The sequence below is a fragment of the Dehalococcoidia bacterium genome (genome assembly GCA_035310145.1).
Classification (GTDB): Bacteria; Chloroflexota; Dehalococcoidia; order CAUJGQ01; family CAUJGQ01; genus CALFMN01.
Genome location: DATGEL010000090.1, coordinates 1 through 16213 on the forward strand (window position 1 = coordinate 1; position 16213 = coordinate 16213).

At 70.3% G+C, this 16213-nt stretch carries 17 protein-coding genes and 1 riboswitch; of the genes, 3 read left to right on the top strand and 14 right to left on the bottom strand.

The features are described 5' to 3' along the window. Together VKV26_16680 and VKV26_16685 are read right to left on the bottom strand one after the other, a co-directional pair. The coding region (locus VKV26_16680; GenBank protein HLZ71540.1) for an MFS transporter at nt 1-465 on the bottom strand (465 nt) is incomplete at its 3' end. A 268-nt stretch (nt 466-733) separates the two neighbouring features. Next, nucleotides 734-1693: a zinc-binding alcohol dehydrogenase family protein gene (locus VKV26_16685; protein HLZ71541.1), complete on the bottom strand. Its 960-nt coding sequence runs from the start codon at nt 1691-1693 to the stop codon at nt 734-736. A 213-nt stretch (nt 1694-1906) separates the two neighbouring features. On the opposite strand from VKV26_16685, the gene VKV26_16690 reads away from it, so the two are divergent. Continuing rightward, nucleotides 1907-2392, top strand: a complete 486-nt coding sequence (locus VKV26_16690) for a VOC family protein (GenBank protein ID HLZ71542.1) — start codon at nt 1907-1909, stop codon at nt 2390-2392. Nucleotides 2393-2650: 258 nt separating this feature from the next. Here the strand turns inward: VKV26_16690 and VKV26_16695 are convergent, their stop codons facing one another. The 12 genes from VKV26_16695 to VKV26_16750 form a co-directional block, all read right to left on the bottom strand. After that, on the bottom strand, nt 2651-3763 hold the full coding sequence (locus VKV26_16695; GenBank protein ID HLZ71543.1) for a hypothetical protein: 1113 nt from the start codon (nt 3761-3763) through the stop codon (nt 2651-2653). A 5-nt stretch (nt 3764-3768) separates the two neighbouring features. Continuing rightward, nucleotides 3769-4926 (bottom strand): cobalamin-independent methionine synthase II family protein, encoded by a 1158-nt coding sequence (locus VKV26_16700; GenBank protein ID HLZ71544.1) that lies wholly within the window; start codon nt 4924-4926, stop codon nt 3769-3771. A gap of 143 nt (nt 4927-5069) precedes the next feature. Further along, nucleotides 5070-5930, bottom strand: coding sequence for a nucleotidyltransferase domain-containing protein (locus VKV26_16705; protein ID HLZ71545.1), 861 nt, complete (start codon nt 5928-5930; stop codon nt 5070-5072). A gap of 158 nt (nt 5931-6088) precedes the next feature. Continuing rightward, complete coding sequence (locus VKV26_16710; GenBank protein ID HLZ71546.1) at nt 6089-6865, bottom strand: ABC transporter permease; 777 nt, start codon at nt 6863-6865, stop codon at nt 6089-6091. A gap of 9 nt (nt 6866-6874) precedes the next feature. Then, complete coding sequence (locus VKV26_16715; GenBank protein HLZ71547.1) at nt 6875-7846, bottom strand: ABC transporter ATP-binding protein; 972 nt, start codon at nt 7844-7846, stop codon at nt 6875-6877. A 71-nt stretch (nt 7847-7917) separates the two neighbouring features. Next, a complete protein-coding gene (locus tag VKV26_16720) occupies nt 7918-9120 on the bottom strand; it encodes an aminotransferase class I/II-fold pyridoxal phosphate-dependent enzyme (GenBank protein ID HLZ71548.1) in 1203 nt (400 codons plus the stop codon). Continuing rightward, nucleotides 9110-9577, bottom strand: a complete 468-nt coding sequence (locus tag VKV26_16725) for a MaoC/PaaZ C-terminal domain-containing protein (GenBank protein ID HLZ71549.1) — start codon at nt 9575-9577, stop codon at nt 9110-9112. The genes VKV26_16720 and VKV26_16725 overlap by 11 nt, the downstream gene beginning before the upstream one ends. 125 nt (nt 9578-9702) lie before the next feature. Beyond that, nucleotides 9703-9978 carry a ubiquitin-like small modifier protein 1 gene (locus VKV26_16730; protein HLZ71550.1) on the bottom strand — a complete coding sequence of 92 codons (276 nt, stop codon included), beginning with the start codon at nt 9976-9978 and terminating at the stop codon, nt 9703-9705. A 152-nt stretch (nt 9979-10130) separates the two neighbouring features. After that, nucleotides 10131-10373, bottom strand: a complete 243-nt coding sequence (locus tag VKV26_16735; GenBank protein HLZ71551.1) for an NIL domain-containing protein — start codon at nt 10371-10373, stop codon at nt 10131-10133. Between the two features lie 48 nt (nt 10374-10421). Continuing rightward, the gene (thrC, locus tag VKV26_16740) at nt 10422-11684 is read right to left on the bottom strand and encodes a threonine synthase (protein HLZ71552.1); all 1263 of its coding nucleotides are present in this window, start codon (nt 11682-11684) and stop codon (nt 10422-10424) included. A gap of 89 nt (nt 11685-11773) precedes the next feature. Next, nucleotides 11774-11885, bottom strand: a riboswitch (SAM riboswitch). A gap of 121 nt (nt 11886-12006) precedes the next feature. After that, nucleotides 12007-12240: a hypothetical protein gene (locus VKV26_16745; protein ID HLZ71553.1), complete on the bottom strand. Its 234-nt coding sequence runs from the start codon at nt 12238-12240 to the stop codon at nt 12007-12009. A 169-nt stretch (nt 12241-12409) separates the two neighbouring features. Continuing rightward, nucleotides 12410-13795: an NAD(P)/FAD-dependent oxidoreductase gene (locus VKV26_16750; protein HLZ71554.1), complete on the bottom strand. Its 1386-nt coding sequence runs from the start codon at nt 13793-13795 to the stop codon at nt 12410-12412. Between the two features lie 123 nt (nt 13796-13918). Between VKV26_16750 and VKV26_16755 the strand changes: the two genes are divergently transcribed. Further along, nucleotides 13919-14791: an alpha/beta hydrolase gene (locus VKV26_16755; protein HLZ71555.1), complete on the top strand. Its 873-nt coding sequence runs from the start codon at nt 13919-13921 to the stop codon at nt 14789-14791. Then, nucleotides 14788-15717, top strand: a complete 930-nt coding sequence (locus VKV26_16760; GenBank protein HLZ71556.1) for an LLM class flavin-dependent oxidoreductase — start codon at nt 14788-14790, stop codon at nt 15715-15717. Before VKV26_16755 ends, VKV26_16760 begins: the two co-directional genes overlap by 4 nt. The last annotated feature ends 496 nt before the right edge of the window (nt 15718-16213 follow it).

A 16213-nucleotide genomic window follows, 5' to 3' on the forward strand; every position in this document is an offset into this window, starting at 1 on the left:
CGGCCCGAGGATCGGCGCGAAGATCACGGGCACCGAGATCAGCGCCGAGGCCTTGGCCCGCTCCTCGCCGGGAAACTCGCGCGAGAGGATCGCCGTGCTCACCGGCGTCATCATGCCGCCGCCCGCCCCTTGCACGAAGCGGAAGACGATCAGCTCCTGAATGCTGCGCGCTTGCCCGCACAGCGCCGAGCCGGCGACGAAGATCGCCATCGCCGCGAGAAAGGTGCGCTTGGTGCCGAAGCGGTCGGAGAGAAAGCCCGCGCCGGGGATGAACAGCGCCAGGCTGAGCAGGTAGCCCGTCACCGTCCACTCGACGGTTGAGAGCGGCGCATTGTGGAAGTCGGCCTGCAGGCGGGGGATGGCGACGTTGACCGCGGTGCTGTCCAGGATGTCCATGAACAGCCCGAACATGAAGACGATCGCCACGAGCCACTTGTAGTCGAGCCGCTTCAGCCGGGAGAGCATCACTGCACCTGGGGAGGGTTTAGACATGGTTTCAAAACCGGCGTTCAGGTGCGATCGCACACCTACAAGCGGGAACTCGAGCCGGTTATGAAACCATCTGTTAGGGTAGCGGGTAGAGGAGAGAAGGGTGGGGCGTCGCTCCTGAAAGTGCTCCGCTCTGCACCCTGCCCTGCAACCCTCGGCCGCACCGGCCCCTGCGAGCATGGTACGTGCCCCGCAGGCGTTGCGGAACGAACTTCGCGCTTTGCGCCGCTGGAATCGCCCAGAATTAAGGAATCAGTAAGACACGGCCGAAGGCGCTGCGGCTTTCGATGTAGGCGTGCGCCGCTGCCGCTGCTGAGAGTGGAAACGTGCGGTCGATCACGACCTCCAGCTTGCCCGCCGCCACGTCGGCGATGTGCCGCGCGATCAGCTGCTGCACGCGCTCGCCCTGCATCTCGGCGCCCAGGAAGACGCCGGTCAGCGTCTGGTTGCCGCGCGCCAGGTTGGACACGTCCAGCCGCCGGTCGGAGCGGCCCATGTTGCCCACGGTAATGCAGCGGCCGCGGTAGGCGAGGCAGGCGAGGCTGCCCTGCAAGGTCGTGCCCACCGGATCGACGACCAGATCGACGCCGCGCCCACCGGTCGCCTCCTGCACGGCCGGCACCAGCTCGCGCTCGCGGTAGTTGATGCCGGTGTCCATGCCGAACGCGTGCAGGCGCTCCAGCTTCTCGTCGCTGGAAGCCGTGGCCAGCACTGTGGCGCCCGCGCGCTTGGCGAGCTGGATCGCGGCCAGGCCCACACCGCCGCCGCCGCCCTGGATCAGCACCGACTCGCCGGCCTGCAGGCGGCCGAACTCGAACAGGCAGTCGTCGGCCGTGCCGAAGGGGATGGGAATGCAGGCCGCCGTGCGGATGTCCATGCCGTCCGGCACCAGCCAGCTGCCGCGGGCGCCGACCATCACCTTCTCGGCGTGCGAGCCGTACGGCACGGTGATCACCACGCGCTGCCCGACGTGCCGTTCGGTGACGCCCTCGCCCGCCTCGATTATCGTGCCCGCGCACTGGTAGCCGACGATGTGCGGCCGTCCGGCCATCTCGCCGCCGGCGCGGTGCAGCACGTCGCCGCCCTCGATGCTTACCGCCTCAACCCTCGCCACGATCGTGCGCGGCGCGCAGACCGGGTCCGGCATCTCCTCGTAGCGGAAGACCTCCGGCCCGCCCGTCTCGTAGTACACCGCTGCTTTCATCGCTCACGTCCTCTCCAGCGCGGCCCGTGTTTCCCGAGCCGCCGGCTGCTGCCAGCATTGTGCCGGGCCGCCGCCTCGCGCGAAACTGCCGCACCGGCTCGTACGGGCGCTGCTCACCGCGGGACCGTATAGTAGACCCAGCCCGGCGCTGGCCTGTCACGCAACCGCGCCGCGGCGCGCGATCTGCCAGACCGAACGAGGAGTACGCACACCATGGGCTTCGAAGTCGAGGAGATCGACCATATCGCCATCGCCGTGTCGGACCTGGATGCGGCGGTGCAGGCGGCGACCACGCTGCTGGGCGCAAAGCTGCTCTGGCGCCACCCACCGAAAGAACGCGCGATCAACGACGGCGCCGTGCTGGATCTGGGCGGCATGCTGATCGTGCTCGAGCATCCGTTGGGCGAGCGCGGCATCTTCGCGGAGTTTCTGCGCCGCCGCGGGCCGGGCATCCATCACGTCGGCGTCTCGGTGACGAACCTGGATGCGGCGATGGAGGATGCGGAGAAGTGCGGGGCGCGGCTGGTCAACCCATCGCTCGACAACGCCGTGCGGCGCGAGGTGCTGGTGCACCCGAAGTCGGGGCTGGGCGTGCTCTGGCAGATGATCGAGTGGAACCCGCAGATCCGCCCCGACCGCCAGCGCCGCCGCAACGCCCTGCGCGACGGCGAGTTCGTGGTGCCGGGGCTGACGGGGTAGGCGGCGCGGCGTGGCCCCCATCCCCCGGTCCATCTCTCGTGCCCCCAATTCTAGGGGAAGGGGAGATCTTGATACGGATGATTGAGGCTGGAGGCGCGGCTGTGCGGCCACCGGTAGAGGCGCAGCCGTGACCCCGGCGTGCCGCTAACCCAACGCCCTCCTGCTCTAGCAACGCCCGATCGCCCCTCTCCCTCTCCCAATACTGGGAGAGGGAGAGGGGCCACACAGATGAGGTGAGGGTGAGGGCCGCCCCCGCGCTCAGCCCCAGACGGCGAGGGCCGTGTCCGCCACCAGCTCCAGCTTGCGCTGCTGCTCTTCCGGCGTGATCAGATTGCCCTCCGCGACCGAGGCGAAGCCACACTGCGGGCTGAGCGCCAGGCTCTCCAGCGGCAGATAGCGTGCCGCCTCCTCGATGCGGCGGCGCAGCGCATCCGCATCTTCCAGGGCGCCGCTCTTCGTCGTGATCAGGCCGAGCACGGCGACCTTGCCGCGCGGCACGAAACGCAGCGGTTCGAAGCCGCCCGAGCGTTCGCTATCGTACTCCAGCAGGAAGCGGTCCGCATTGACGCCGCCGAAGACCTGCTCGGCGATGCGGTCGTAGCCGCCGGACGTGTGCCAGGCGCTGCGGCTGTTGCCGCGGCAGATGTGCAGGCCGATCGTCACGCGGCCGCGATCCAGCCCGGCGAGCGCGGCGTTGTCGGCGGCGATGTCTTCGGCCAGCGCCCGCCCTGGATCGACGCCCAGTTCCCGCCACCGCGCCTGCCGCGACGCATCGATGTAGTCGGGGTAGTGCGGATTGTCGAGCTGGATGTACGGCACGCCTTCGTCGATCAGCGCGGCGATCTCGGCGCGCACGATCGCGGCGATCTCTCGCAGCAGCTCGGCGCGGCTCGCATAGACGCGGTCGGTCACGCCGGGCTTGTAGCCGCGCGCGGCGATGTAGGACGGCGCGGGCATCGTGATCTTGAACGGGCCGGGCGCGTGCGCCTTGAGAAAGCCGGACTCGTGCGCGGTGAGACGGCGGCGCTGCCGCAGCCGCTCGCCGATCACACGGCCGGGCACGGCGGGCTGCGCGACGGCCGCCTGCCGCCCGCCGCTCCAGGCGAGCGCCACCGGCGCGCTGCCGTCCACGTAGCCATCGACCGCGGCGGCGAAGTCGCTGGCCCAGGCGCGGCGGCGGAACTCGCCGTCGGAGAACACGTCGAGCCGCGCTCGGCGCTGCAGTTCCAGCGCGTCGAGGATCGCGCGGTCTTCGATCGCGCGCACCTCCTCGGCCGGCATACGGCCCTGGGCCAGCGCCTGCTGCGCCTCCAGGACCTCCGGCGGGCGCAGCAGGCTGCCCACGTGATCGGCGCGAAAGGCTGTTGCCATCGTCGTCATCCCCTCGCCGCGGCCGGCTGCCAGAGTTGCTTCGTCGCCAGCCGGGCGCCCTCCGCCAGCGCCGCGAATTTGGCCCAGCAGATCTCCGGATGGCCCACGCGCGGACCGAGGCCGCAGTCGGTGCCGGCGATCACGTTCTCGCGCCCCACCGCGCGGGCGTAGCGGCCCAGGCGCTGGGCGATCAGGTCCGGGTGCTCGATGAAGTCACTCGCATGACCGACGACGCCGGGCATGAGGATCTTGCCCGCCGGCAGCTTCACGTCCTCCCAGACCTGCCACTCGTGCTCGTGGCAGGGGTTCGAGGCCTCGATCGAGTAGGCCTCGGCGCGCACGTTCAGCACCAGATCCACGATCTCTTTGAGCGGAATGTCGTACTTGTGCGGCCCGTGATAGCTGCCCCAGCACATGTGGAAGCGCACGCGCTCCGGCGGCAGGTCGCGCAGCGCGTGGTTTAGCGCCTCAATGCGCAGCGCGGCGAAGCGGCGGTACTCGGGCACGTCCATGCCGGCGTTGATCTGCCAGCCGTCCGGCAGGTCGGGGTCGTCGATCTGGAGGATGAAGCCGGCGCCGACGATCGCGGCGTACTCCTCGTGCATCGCGTTGGCGATCGCTTCCAGGTACGCCTCGTCGCTGGGATAGTACTCGTTGCGCAGCCAGTGCTCGATCGTGCCCGGCGCGACGGCCGGCAGGAAGGCCTCCGTCACCGAGGCGCCGGCCAGCGCGGCCTTGAAGCGGTCGATGTCGGCCTGGATCGCCGCCTGGCCGGTGTAGCGCAGCGGCCCGGTGCAGACCGCTTCGCGGCCGGCCATGTTGCCGCGGCCGGCGAAGTACTCGGGGAAGTCAGCCAGGTCGCGGCCGTAGATCATCGCCAGCGGCGCGCCCTCCTGCCGCTCCCGCCCCTCCCAGCCGGAGAGGCGTTCGCGCGCGTAGGTCGTGAAATTGCGCTTCGACTCCTCGCCGTCGTTGACGATATCGATGCCGGACTCGATCTGCCGCTTCACCACGGCCGAGACGGCGCCGCGCACCTCGCGCTCGAACGCCCCCGCGTCGTAGGGCCGTTCCTCGTCGCGCGCCAGCAGCAGCGGCTGCAAGGCGGGCGGCCGCGGCAGGCTGCCCGCGTGGCTGGTCAGAATCCGTGCGCTGCTGCGTTGCATCGTGTCCCTCCCTGTACGTATCTGCGCATGTTCGTGGACGCGCAGCCGGCGCCGCCGGCCGCGCACCAGTATATCCGAAGGGTTCGCGCGGAGCGGATAGCTGCACGGCTGCCTGCGCACCTGCGTGAGAAGACCTGGCTGCTTCATTTCGGCGGTATGTCCGTTGGCCACTGGCGCGCATACATCGCCCGCTGGCCGGCGTCGCCGGCCTCGGTTCCTGGATAGGGCAGCCCCAGCGACGCGAGCGCGGCCTTGCCCTCTTGCACAAACAGGTCATAGGCGCGGATGTGCAGGTCGCGCAGCGCCGCAAGGTCGCGCCGCACCACGCCATCCATCACGGCGGCGCTGAGCGCTTCGAGCGTTGCCTGCTGTTCTGGCGGCAGCAGCCGGGTCATGGTGAACGGGTTCTTGAACAGCAGCCGCGGGTAGTGCTGCACGGCCATCATCATGGCGAGGTTTTCGTTGATGAAGCGCAGCTCCACGCTGGCGAACATCGCCCACTGCCCGCGCAACAGCAATCGCATTGGCCAGAGCCCGCCCTGGCGCGTGCCGTTGAAGGTGGTGCGCACCATGCCCGCAACCCTCGCCAGGGGCGGTTCCCAGCCGCTTGTCAGCGACGCGGCCAGGCCGGCCTTGTCGACGAGCAACAGCAGTGCGGGCCGCTGGACTTCGGCGCACAGGCTCGCACGCTCGAAGAACAGGTCCAGTTTCGCCGGACCGGCGAGGATCGCGTTGACGGCATGCAGCCCCGGGATCAGACCGTCCGCGAAAAACAGCACCTCGCCCAGGCGTTCCACCAGGGTGTGCCGCGCCGCGAAGACGGCGTCGAACTGCTCGTCGGGCACGGAAAGGTAGGCGTCGATATCGGAGAGGGCGTCCGCTGTGCCATCGGCGAGGCTGCCCTGGAGCCAGCAGGCGGCGATGCGATCGTCGTCGTTCGCCACGGCCGTTAAGCGGGCGATCACGGCGTCCCTGGCGCTGACAAAGCTAGCGGCGTTCGTCATCGCACGCCTCCGCGGAGACCGGCTTTGTACAATCCATCACAGACATCCGCAGTCTGCGATGCGCGAATGCTGCGGTCAATCGGTGCGGGCAGCGAGGCGACGGCGCTGCCGGGGTGCCGCGGTCCGTGCCCTCGCGGCGGTGCATGCGCTCACCCGCGCTACTTCAGCTCTGTGCGGCGCAGGCGCCGCGCCGTCCACCAGAGCGCGCCGAGCACCACCAGCAGCAGGAAGATGAAGGCTCCGGCGGGCGCCGGATACGGTTCGCCGTTCAAAAACTCGTCGCGGCGCAGGATGCCGGCGTAGACGCCAAAGGTGTAAAAGCGCACGCTCAGGTGCGCGGCCGAGGTCGAGAGCGCGGCGATCGCGCCCTCCCAGGTGAGGATGTAGATCGCGCCGATCAGCAAGGCGCGACGCAGCAGCAGGCCGAGCAGCAGGAAGACGGCGCAGTAGCCCGCGCTGCCGATCGCGCCGGCCAGCAGCAGCGCCGGCAGTTGCCCGGCGGGCGTGTCGTTTAGGCCGAGCAGCACGAAGCTGATCAGCAAGGGCAGCCAGGTCGCCGCCAGCGTGATTACGAAGGCCGCGGCGAACTTGGCCACGACGATCGAGACGGACGAGAGTGGCCGCAAGGTGAGGTAAATGAGCGTGCGGTCCTCCACCTCCGCGCCCAGCGCCTCGGTGCTGAACAGCAGGGCGACGAAGGGCAGCAGCGCCGGCAGGCCGAGGCGGTGAAACAGCTCAACCAGGTGTAGCTGGTGCGACGCCGCATCGGTCTGCGTGGCGAGCAGGACGGCGAGCAGCACGAAGATCGCGTCGAGCACCGCGACCACGATCCAGCGCCGCCCGGTAAGCAGCGCCCGCAGGCTCGCCTGAAAGATCGCCAGCGCCGGCGCGCCGCCCGCGCCGCCGCGTGTTCGTACCTGCTCGCCTGCCGCCATCGCGTTCGCTCACTCCACCAGGTAGCGGAAGACGCTCTCCAGCCCCTCGTCCAGCCCCTCGACGCCGGTCAGCCGGGCGCCGGCGTCGCGCGCCAGCCGCGGCACGGCCACGGCGAAGGCGCGGGCGTCGTTCGTCTCGACTTCAAGCCCGCCGTCCTGCAGCCGCAGCTCGACGATGCCGGGCAACTGCACCAGCGCCGCCGCCACGAGACGCGGCCGCTCGCAGAGCACACGCAGGCGGCGGGGACGGTCGTTCATCAGCTCGCGGATCTGGCGGAAGTCGCCCTCGGCGGCGAGTTTGCCGTCCACCAGCACCAGCACGTTGCTGCCCATGCGCTCGACTTCGCTGAGCACGTGCGAGGAGATCAGCACGGTGGCGCCGGTGGCGGCCATCTGGTCGAAGACACCCATCAACTCCACGCGCTGGCGCGGGTCGGCGCCGGAGAGCGGCTCGTCCAGCACCAGCACTTCGGGCTCGTGCACCAGCGCCTGCGCGACCTTCACCCGCTGGCGCATCCCCTTGCTGAATTCGCCGAGGTTGCGGTCGGCGGCGTCCAGCAGCGCCACGAGCTTCAGCGCCCGCTCGGCAGCCGCGGCCGGGTCCGGCAACCGGTAGAGCCGCGCGGCAAATTCGATGAAGCCGCGCGCCGTCATCTGTGGGTAGAGGCTCTCCTGCTCCGGCACCAGGCCGATGCGGCGGTAGAGCGCGGGATTGTCCACCACCGGCTCGCTCAGCACGCGCACAACGCCGCGGCTGGGGCGCAACTGGCCGGTCAGCAGCTTGAGCGTGGTGGACTTGCCGGCGCCGTTCGGCCCCAGCAGCGCCGTGACGCCGGGGCCGATCGCGAAGCTGATGTCGGAAAGCGCAACCTTGTCGCCGTACCACTTGCTCACGCCGCGCAGCACGATCGTGGCGCCGTCCGGCACGGGCGGCGCATCGGCGGTCGCTGAGGTCGCGGGAACCAGCTCCGTTTGCGTCATCGCGGCTCGCTTCCCTGCTCCGGTTCAGTTTCGCCGATACGGAGCGGGGATGCATAGCGGAGGGGCGGCCTTCAGCCCGCCGCGTCGACGGCCGCGAGCCCGGCGGCCAGATCGGCGATGATGTCGTCCGCGTGCTCGATGCCGACCGAGAGGCGGATCAGCCCCGGCGTGATGCCGATCGCCTCGCGTTCCGCCGGCGCATAGCCGCGGTGCGAGGTCTTGGCGGGATGTGAGATCGTCGTGCTCACATCGGCCAGGCTGGGCGCCAGCTTGATGCGGCGCAGCCCGCGCACGAAGGCCGAGGCCGCCCGCTCACCGCCCTTCAGCTCGAAGGCGGCCATTGCGCCGAAGCCGCCGCTCAGCAGACACGTCGCCCGCTCGTGCTGCGGGTGGCTTGCCAGGCCGGGATAGGCGACGCGCGACACGCCGCGCTGCTCAGCAAGAAACCGCGCCGCCTGCACGGCGTTGGCCGAGGCCCGCTCCATGCGCAGCGCCAGCGTCTTGATGCCGCGCAGCGTCAGCCAGCAGTCAAAGGGACTGGCCGTGGCGCCGAACGTGACGAGCGTGGCGCGCGCCGCTTTGACGAAGGCCGCATCAGCGGCCAGCACACCGATCGTCACGTCGCTGTGCCCGCCAAGGTACTTGGTGCCGCTGTGCAGCACCGCGTCGGCGCCGAAGGCCAGCGGCCGGCAGTGATAGGGCGTGGCGAAGGTGTTGTCCACGACGAAGCGCGCCCCGGCGCCGTGCGCCAGCTCCGCCAGCACGGGCAGGTCGGGGATGTTGAGCAGCGGGTTGCTGACCGACTCCGCGAACACCAGCTTCGCCGGCGAGGCCAGGGCGCGGGACGCCGCGTCGCTGTCGCAGAGGTCGACGAACTCCGTGCTCACGCCGAGCGCCGCCAGCGGGCCGCGCAGCATCGCCATCGTGCGGCCGTACAGCTCATGGCCGGCGACGATGCGGTCGCCACGCTGCAGGCCGGTCAGGATCGCGGCCGTGATCGCGGCCATGCCGGTGGCGGCCGCCACACCCGCTTCCGCGCCTTCCAGCCGCGCGACGAGGGCGGCGAACGCCTCCTGGTTCGGATTGCCGTCGCGGGTGTAGATGTGCCCGGCGGCGCGGCCCTCGTAGAGGTCGTCCACCGTTTCCAGTGTGGGCACGGAGAAGACGGCGGCCGTGACGATCGGCGGCGCCAGCGGCCGCGTCACCGTCTCGGGCTGCTCGTCAATCTCGGCGCAGAGCGTCTCGAAGTGTGCGGCGCTCGCGTCAGCTTCCACTCGCTCCATCGCCACCTTTCGCGCCGCGCTTGCGCACGATGTACTTGTGCCGGCCTTCGAGGATCGTCTCGCCGCGCTGGTTGGTGAGCCGGCTGCTGAAGGTGACCAGCCCGGTGGTGGTGCGCGGCTCCAGCGCGGCGACCTCCAGCTCCGGCTGCAGCGTGTCGCCGATGAAGGCCGGGCCGAGGAAGCGCGATGACTGCTCAACGAAGGCGACGATCGAGGCTTCGAACGACTGCGACAGCTCGCCCGCCCCCAGCGCCGTCATCGCCACGAGCAGCAGGCCGTGCGCCAGCGGCCGGCCGAAGCGCGTGCCCTTCGCGTACTCGACGTCGTAGTGAATCGGATGGCTGTCGCCGGTGAGGCCGGAGAAGAAGAGGAAGTGCGCGTCGGTCAGCGTCTTCGAGGGCGCACGGAAGACCTCGCCCACGCGGAAGTCCTCGAAGTAGCGCTGCATGTTGTCTCCTGAAAGGACGCAGGTTGTAGGGCGTGGGCCGTAGGGAATGGGGCGCGGCGTCGGTGGGGAGACAACCGCCTCGCCTCCGCGCGCCACCCTGCGCCGTGCGCCCTACAACCTGCGTCCTATCCCCCCGCCACCGCCGGCACGATCGCGACCTCGTCGCCCTGCTTCAGCGGCGTGCTGAGGCCGGAGAGGAAGCGCACGTCCTCGCCGTTGATGTAGACGTTGACGAAGCGGCGCAGCTCGCCTTGCTCGTCGCAGAGCCGCTCGCGCAGACCGGGAAACTGGCCATCCAGACCGCTGATGCACTCGGCCAGCGAGGCGCCGCCGCCCTCGACGATGTCGCGCTGGCCGGTGATGCGGCGCAGCGGAGTGGGAATCTTGACCTTCACGCTCAACGGTTCGCTCCTGTTGGAAAACGCGAATAGTGACGGGTTGTTCTTGCGGGCCGGGCTCGTCCGCCGGCTTGCGCGATCCCCATCGTCTCGCGGGCGCCGTGACGGGCGCAGTTGATTCGGCATACCAGCGCCGCAACCTTCGTTCCTACGCCCTACCCTTCGACCACATCGCCTTCGATCGGATCGACGCGCACACCCTTGGCCTGCGCCCAGTCGAGACCGCGCTCGATCTCACCGGCGTCGCCCTCAAGCTCCAGCACGACCCAGCCGACGTGCTCATCCACGTCGGCCATGCGGATGTTCGTCACCACCTGGAACTGGTGGCCCAGCTCGTAGATGATCGGCAGCGTGATCAGCTCCGGCCGGAAGGTGAGACGGACGCGCCTGGTCGCCATGCCGCATCCTCTGATCGTCTGATCGCCGGCCGCGGCCGCTGCGCCGGGCTACCGCGCCTCGACGGGCGCCGCCTGGCGCTGCTCCACGCCGAGCCCCAGCCGCGCCTCGAAGGCCTCGAGCTGCGGCGAGACGTGGTACGCCTGCGCGACGTGCTCGGCCACGGCCTCCTGCGTTTTGAGACCCGCGCCCGTAATATACGCCACGGTGACCTCATCGCGCCCGATCTGGCCCGTTTCCACGAGCTGCTTCAGCGAGGCGATCACCACGCCGCCGGCCGTCTCGGCGAAGATGCCTTCCGTCTCGGCCAGCAGCTTCATGCCTTCGATCACCTCGGCGTCCGAGACGGAGGCGCAGGCGCCGCTCGTCTCCTTGAGCTGGCGCAGGGCGTAGTAGCCGTCGGCCGGGTTGCCGATCGCCAGCGACTTGGCGATGGTCTTCGGCTTCACGGGGCGGAAGTTCATCGAGCCTTCGCGGTAGGCTGTGGCCACGGGCGAGCAGCCGTCCGCCTGGGCGCCGGACATGCGCGTGTGCACTGGGCCGATCAGCCCGACCTTTTCGAACTCCTTGAGCCCCTTATAGATCTTGGTGAAGAGCGAGCCGCTGGCGATCGGCGCCACGCAGTGGTCCGGCGCCCGCCAGCCGAGCTGTTCCGCCGTCTCGAAGCCGAGCGTGCGGCTGCCCTCGGAGTAATAGGGCCGCACGTTGATGTTGACGAAGGCCCAGGGGTAGCGGTCGGCGACTTCGGTGCAGAGGCGGTTGACCTCGTCGTAGTTGCCATCAACGGCGATCAGGTGCGGCGCGTAGATGGCAGAGCCAAGGACTTTGCCGGATTCGAGGTCGCTGGGAATGAAGACGTACGCCTCCATGCCGGCGCGGGCGGCGTGCGCCGAGACGCTGTTGGCGAGGTTGCCCGTGGAGGCGCAGGCGAGCGTGCTGTAGCCCAGCTCGCGCGCCTTCGAGCTGCCGATGGCGACCACGCGGTCCTTGAACGACCAGGTGGGATTGACCGTGTCGTTCTTGATGTAGAGCTCACGCAGGCCGAGCCGCTCCGCCAGGTTGCGGCTGCGCACCAGCGGCGTGAAACCGGCGTGCAGGTCGATGCGCTGCGCCGCATCGACGGGCAGGAAGTCGGCGTAACGCCACATCGTCTCCGGCCCGGCGGCGATGCGGCCGCGGCTGGTGGCGCGGGCGATGGCGGCGTAGTCGTAGGCCACCTCGACCGGGCCGAAGCAGAACTCGCAGACGTGCAGCGCCGCGAGCGGATACTCACGGGCGCACTCCCGGCAGCGCAGGGCAGTGGCGAAGGTCATCGTCTTCCTCCCGGGGCAGCGCAGAGACAACGAAAAACCCCTTCTTCGGTTGCGAAGAAGAGGCGTGCACGCCGTATCCGGCTGTCCGTCTCTTATCTCGCCCGGGTGAACCGGGCCGGAGTTGGCACCGCTTCCCGCCTGCTGGCGGACTCGGTTGCCGGGCTTCGCAGGGCCGTCTCCCTCCACCTCTCTGGATAAGAGTGGTTGCTATTCAATTGTCGAGTATCAGCTTAGCGGTCACGCCCGCGTTTCGTCAACGTGGCGGCGCGGCCGACGATGCGAGCAAGCACCCTCTCTGCACAACGGCTGAGCGCAGCGCCGGCTACGCCGTTTGCCGGCGGTCCGGCGGTGAGCCGACGCTTAGCCACTCGAGCATCTGCCGCTCGACCGGGCGATTGTGCGGGTCGAAGACGACGGTGGTTTGCACGGGAAAGCGCTGCTGCCAGTCGTCCAGCAGTTGCAGGGTCTCCTTCGGCGTTCGCGCCTGGCAGACGCCCGTCAGGCACTCCGGCCGCCCGTCGAAGCGGATGAGCGTAAACCACTGTGGGTTCGGCATGGGGCGTCTCCTTTCGGCAGCGGAGTCGAACGTCGAGTTCCATCTGCATCTTTGTCCCGTCCGTTGGCCGATGCTACATCCATCGGGGCCGGATCGCCAGTGCGAAGGAGTAGAACCCTGCCGTTACTTTTGGGCGATTCCGCTACATCCCGCGCCGAAGCTGGTCGGATTAGCCGGCAACGGACATCGCTTGCAGCAGTTGCGGCACGACCTGGTCGTACATCTGGTTGTAGGTCGGAAAGGCATGCACGACCTCGGCGAAACGGGAGAGCGGGATCTCGGCCCGGATCGCCAGCAAAGCCTCGCCCAGCCAGGAATCCGCCTGCTCGCCGATCGCCGACGCGCCGACCAGCACGCCGCGGGCCGGGTCCGCGAGCAGTTCCAGCCGCCCCAGTTCCGTGCCGGCCGTCTCGGCGCGTGGTGTCGTAGCCAGGTCGGCCGCAGCCCAGACCACGGGCAGGCCGCGCTGCTCGGCCTGCGCCCGCGTCAGCCCCACGGCCGCGACCGGTGGGCAGGTGTAGACCATGCGCGGAATCGCCCGGTAGTCCGCCGTGGCGGCGTCGCCGAGCAGGTTGGCCACGACGATCTTCGCCTGGTACTCGGCCGTGTGCGTGTAGGGCTCGATGCCGGCGACATCGCCCGCCGCCCAGACGCGCGTCTGCCCGACGACGCGGCAGTGCGCGTCGATGGCGAGGCCTTGCTTGCCCGGCGTAATGCCGAGCGCCTCCAGGCCGAGTCCCTGCACGCGCGGCGTGCGGCCCGTGGCCACAAGCACGCGCTCGACCTCGATCACGGCGCCGTCGGCCAGCCGCAGCCGCGCCCCCGCTGCCGAGCGCTCGGCGGTCTTCAGCTCAGCGCCGAGCCAACGCTGCACGCCGTCCGCGGCCAGCGCCTGGCCCAGCAGATCGCCGATCGCCGGCTCCTCGGCGGGCAGCAGGCGCGGCGCCTGCTCGATCAGGTGCACGGCCGCGCCGAAGGCGGCGAAGATCTGCGCGAGCTCGCAGCCCACCGGGCCGCCGCCCAGGATCGCCAGCGAGCCGGGTAGCTTCTCACTGGTCAGCGCCTCGTCGCTCGTCCAGCAGGGCACGGTGTCCAGGCCAGGGATCGGCGGCATGGCCGGCGCCGAGCCCGTGGCGATCACCAGGTCGCGCCAGCCGATCTCCCGCTCGCCCGCGGCGAGCAGGCCGGGGCGCGCGATCCGGCCGCTGCCGCGCAGCAGTCTGACGCCGGCCTCTCCAAGCAGGCGCTCGCCGTCCGCATCGTCGTGCGGCACGAGGCGGCGGCGCCGCTGCACGGCGGCGGCATAGGCGGCGCGGCCTTCACCGGCATCGATTGCCGCGGCGCTCGCGCCCAGCTCAGGGGCGTGACGCAGCAGCAGGCGAAGTTCGGCCGAGCGCAGCATCACCTTGCTGGGCACGCAGGCCACGAACGGGCAGGCGCCGCCGATGCGCGCCTCCTCGACCAGGACCACGCGCTTGCCAGCCTGCGCCAGCGGTTTGGCGATGTTCTCGCCGGCGCCGCCCGCGCCGAGCACGGCAACCTCGAACTGCTCCATCAGGGTGCTCCGCGGCGTCCGGCGCCTGCCGATCGCGCTAGACTGGGACGAGGCAGCCGCCCTCCACAGTAGGCTACCTTGCCCGCGCTGCTAATACTTCAACCCGGCGGAAGTGACGCGAAGATGAGTCTTACCGCGAACGAACGCTACGTGGCGGCGAACGGGCTGCGCTTTCACCTCTACGACTGGGGCGGCACGGGCCGGCCATTGCTGCTGCTGCACGGGCTGGCCTCCAACGCGCGCATCTGGGACCTCGTGGCGCCGCTGCTCGCGGAGCACGCCCGCGTCGTGGCCGTCGATCAGCGCGGGCACGGCCTGAGCACCGCGCCGGATTCGGGCTACGGCTTTGAGCGCACCGCCGCGGACGTGGCGGCGCTGATCGAGGCGCTCGGCTTCGCGCAGCCCGTGATCGCCGGCCACTCCTGGGGCGCGAACGTGGCGGTCGAGTTCGCGGCGCGCAATCCGGGCGGCGCGGCCGGCCTGGTGCTGGTGGACGGCGGCATCTTTTCGCCCCGCTCCGACGGGCTGAGCTGGGAGGAGGCGGAGAAGCGCCTGGCGCCGCCGCGCATCGCCGGCACGCCGCGCACGCAACTGCTGGAGCGCATCCGCGGCGGCGACCTGGCGCCCTACTGGCGGCCGGAGTTCGAGCCGATCATCATGGCCGGCTTCGCCGTGGCGCCGGATGACACGGTGGCGCCGTATCTGAGCTTCGAGCGCCACCTGCAGATTGTGCGGGCGCTTTGGGAGGCCGACACGCCCGCGCGCTTTCCCGAGGTCACCTGTCCCGTGCTGGTGCTGCCCGCGCTCAACGGCGGCGCGGAGCAGGTGGCGCAGAAGCAGGAGCGGGTGCTGGCCGCCGTGCGCCGCCTGCCGCACGGATCGGTCGTCTGGCTGGAGGACTCGATCCACGACGTGCCGCTGCAGCGCCCGGAACTGGTGGCGCGCGCGATCGTCGCCTTTCTCGACGGCCTGCCCGCTGCCGGAGCCGCGCGGTGAAGCTGGCGATCCGCTGCCACCAGGGCGGCTGGAGCTGGCCGCAGGTGCAGGCGGTCTGGCGCGAGGCCGACGCGCTCGGCTACGACGGCGCCACGCTCTACGATCTGCTCGGACCCGGCGTCGAGTGCTGGACGGCGCTGACGGCGCTGCTCGCCACCTGCCCGCGGCTCACCGGCATTCCCCTGGTGCTGGCGAATCCCTACCGCCCGCCGGCCCTGATGGCGAAGATGGCGGCCACGCTCGACCGCGTGACGGGCGGGCGGCTGATCCTCGGCCTCGGCAGCGGCGGCAGCGAGGCCGACGCCCGCGCGCACGGCCTCGACTGGCGCGGCGCCCGCGCTCGCGCCGCCGCGCTTGCCGAGGCGGTGCAGGCGATGCGCGCCCTCTGGGCCGGCGGCAAGACGTTTGCAGGCGCCGGCCTGCGCCTCTCGGCGGGCAGCGAGCCGGCGCCGTTCACGCCGGGCGGGCCGCCGGTGCTGATCGGCGGGCGCGGCAGGCGCCATTTGCTGCGCGTTGTCGGCCGCGTCGCCGACTCCTGCAACATCGGCTTCGACCTCGCGCCTGAAGGCTACGCGCCCTACCGCGCCCTGCTTGCGGACTACTGCCGCGAAGCGGGCCGCGACCCGTCGGCGCTGCGCTTCACGCACAACGCCACGGTGCTGATCGCGGAGAACGGCGCCGCCTACGAGCAGGCGCTCGCGCGTTGGTCGGCCGACCGTGACCTGACCGTCGCTCAAGGTCGCGCCAGGCTCGCCTCGGCGCTGGCCGGCCCTCCGGACGCGATCGCGGAACGGCTGGAGGCGTATCGCCGCGCGGGCTTCGCCTGGACGTTCCTCGTCTTCCAGGACCTGCCGCGGCTGGAAATGACCCGGCTGTTCGCGCAGACCGTATTGCCCTTGCTCGCTCAGGACACGGCCAGCTCGTAGAAGGCGACGCTGCCGGCACTTCGCGAGGGACATGGCCGCCGCCCTGCCCTGCATCGTCCGCTTCCTGCCCGCCCACAACCTCGAAAGCCTCGTCCGCCTGGCCCGCACGCTGATCTACCTGGCGCGGAAGTAGCCACAATATGCAGATATGACTCATCGGTTCTTTGACTGTATATCAAAGCCGATCGCTTCGAGGAGGCCGAAACACTTGGCCAGGCTGCTTTGCCGTTCCGATCTGTCCATCCCTGCCGCATCGCTCGCAAGCAGCGCGAAGCCGAGCAAACTTTGCCGCTCGTTCGTGTGCAATGGCGTGCGTGGCTCGGTTTCACTGATTCTTCGCTCGTATAGGACTGTTAGAGCCTATCCCGATAGGTGATGAGCTGCGAGACTGGAGGGAGAACGGAGGCAGCGGGGGCAGCGGGGGCCGTGATGGACAGCACAAACCGCAGCAGTGGCGTGCAGGAACCGCGGTACTGGGGCATGCCGGATGCCCTCT

What these genes read in the sequence shown, in the direction of transcription:
- VKV26_16685 (HLZ71541.1), bottom strand. Translation starts at nt 1,693, where the DNA reads ATGAAAGCAGCGGTGTACTACGAGACGGGCGGGCCGGAGGTCTTCCGC.
- VKV26_16690 (HLZ71542.1), top strand. Translation starts at nt 1,907, where the DNA reads ATGGGCTTCGAAGTCGAGGAGATCGACCATATCGCCATCGCCGTGTCG.
- VKV26_16695 (HLZ71543.1), bottom strand. Translation starts at nt 3,763, where the DNA reads ATGGCAACAGCCTTTCGCGCCGATCACGTGGGCAGCCTGCTGCGCCCG.
- VKV26_16700 (HLZ71544.1), bottom strand. Translation starts at nt 4,926, where the DNA reads ATGCAACGCAGCAGCGCACGGATTCTGACCAGCCACGCGGGCAGCCTG.
- VKV26_16705 (HLZ71545.1), bottom strand. Translation starts at nt 5,930, where the DNA reads ATGACGAACGCCGCTAGCTTTGTCAGCGCCAGGGACGCCGTGATCGCC.
- VKV26_16710 (HLZ71546.1), bottom strand. Translation starts at nt 6,865, where the DNA reads ATGGCGGCAGGCGAGCAGGTACGAACACGCGGCGGCGCGGGCGGCGCG.
- VKV26_16715 (HLZ71547.1), bottom strand. Translation starts at nt 7,846, where the DNA reads ATGACGCAAACGGAGCTGGTTCCCGCGACCTCAGCGACCGCCGATGCG.
- VKV26_16725 (HLZ71549.1), bottom strand. Translation starts at nt 9,577, where the DNA reads ATGCAGCGCTACTTCGAGGACTTCCGCGTGGGCGAGGTCTTCCGTGCG.
- VKV26_16735 (HLZ71551.1), bottom strand. Translation starts at nt 10,373, where the DNA reads ATGGCGACCAGGCGCGTCCGTCTCACCTTCCGGCCGGAGCTGATCACG.
- thrC (HLZ71552.1), bottom strand. Translation starts at nt 11,684, where the DNA reads ATGACCTTCGCCACTGCCCTGCGCTGCCGGGAGTGCGCCCGTGAGTAT.
- VKV26_16745 (HLZ71553.1), bottom strand. Translation starts at nt 12,240, where the DNA reads ATGCCGAACCCACAGTGGTTTACGCTCATCCGCTTCGACGGGCGGCCG.
- VKV26_16750 (HLZ71554.1), bottom strand. Translation starts at nt 13,795, where the DNA reads ATGGAGCAGTTCGAGGTTGCCGTGCTCGGCGCGGGCGGCGCCGGCGAG.
- VKV26_16755 (HLZ71555.1), top strand. Translation starts at nt 13,919, where the DNA reads ATGAGTCTTACCGCGAACGAACGCTACGTGGCGGCGAACGGGCTGCGC.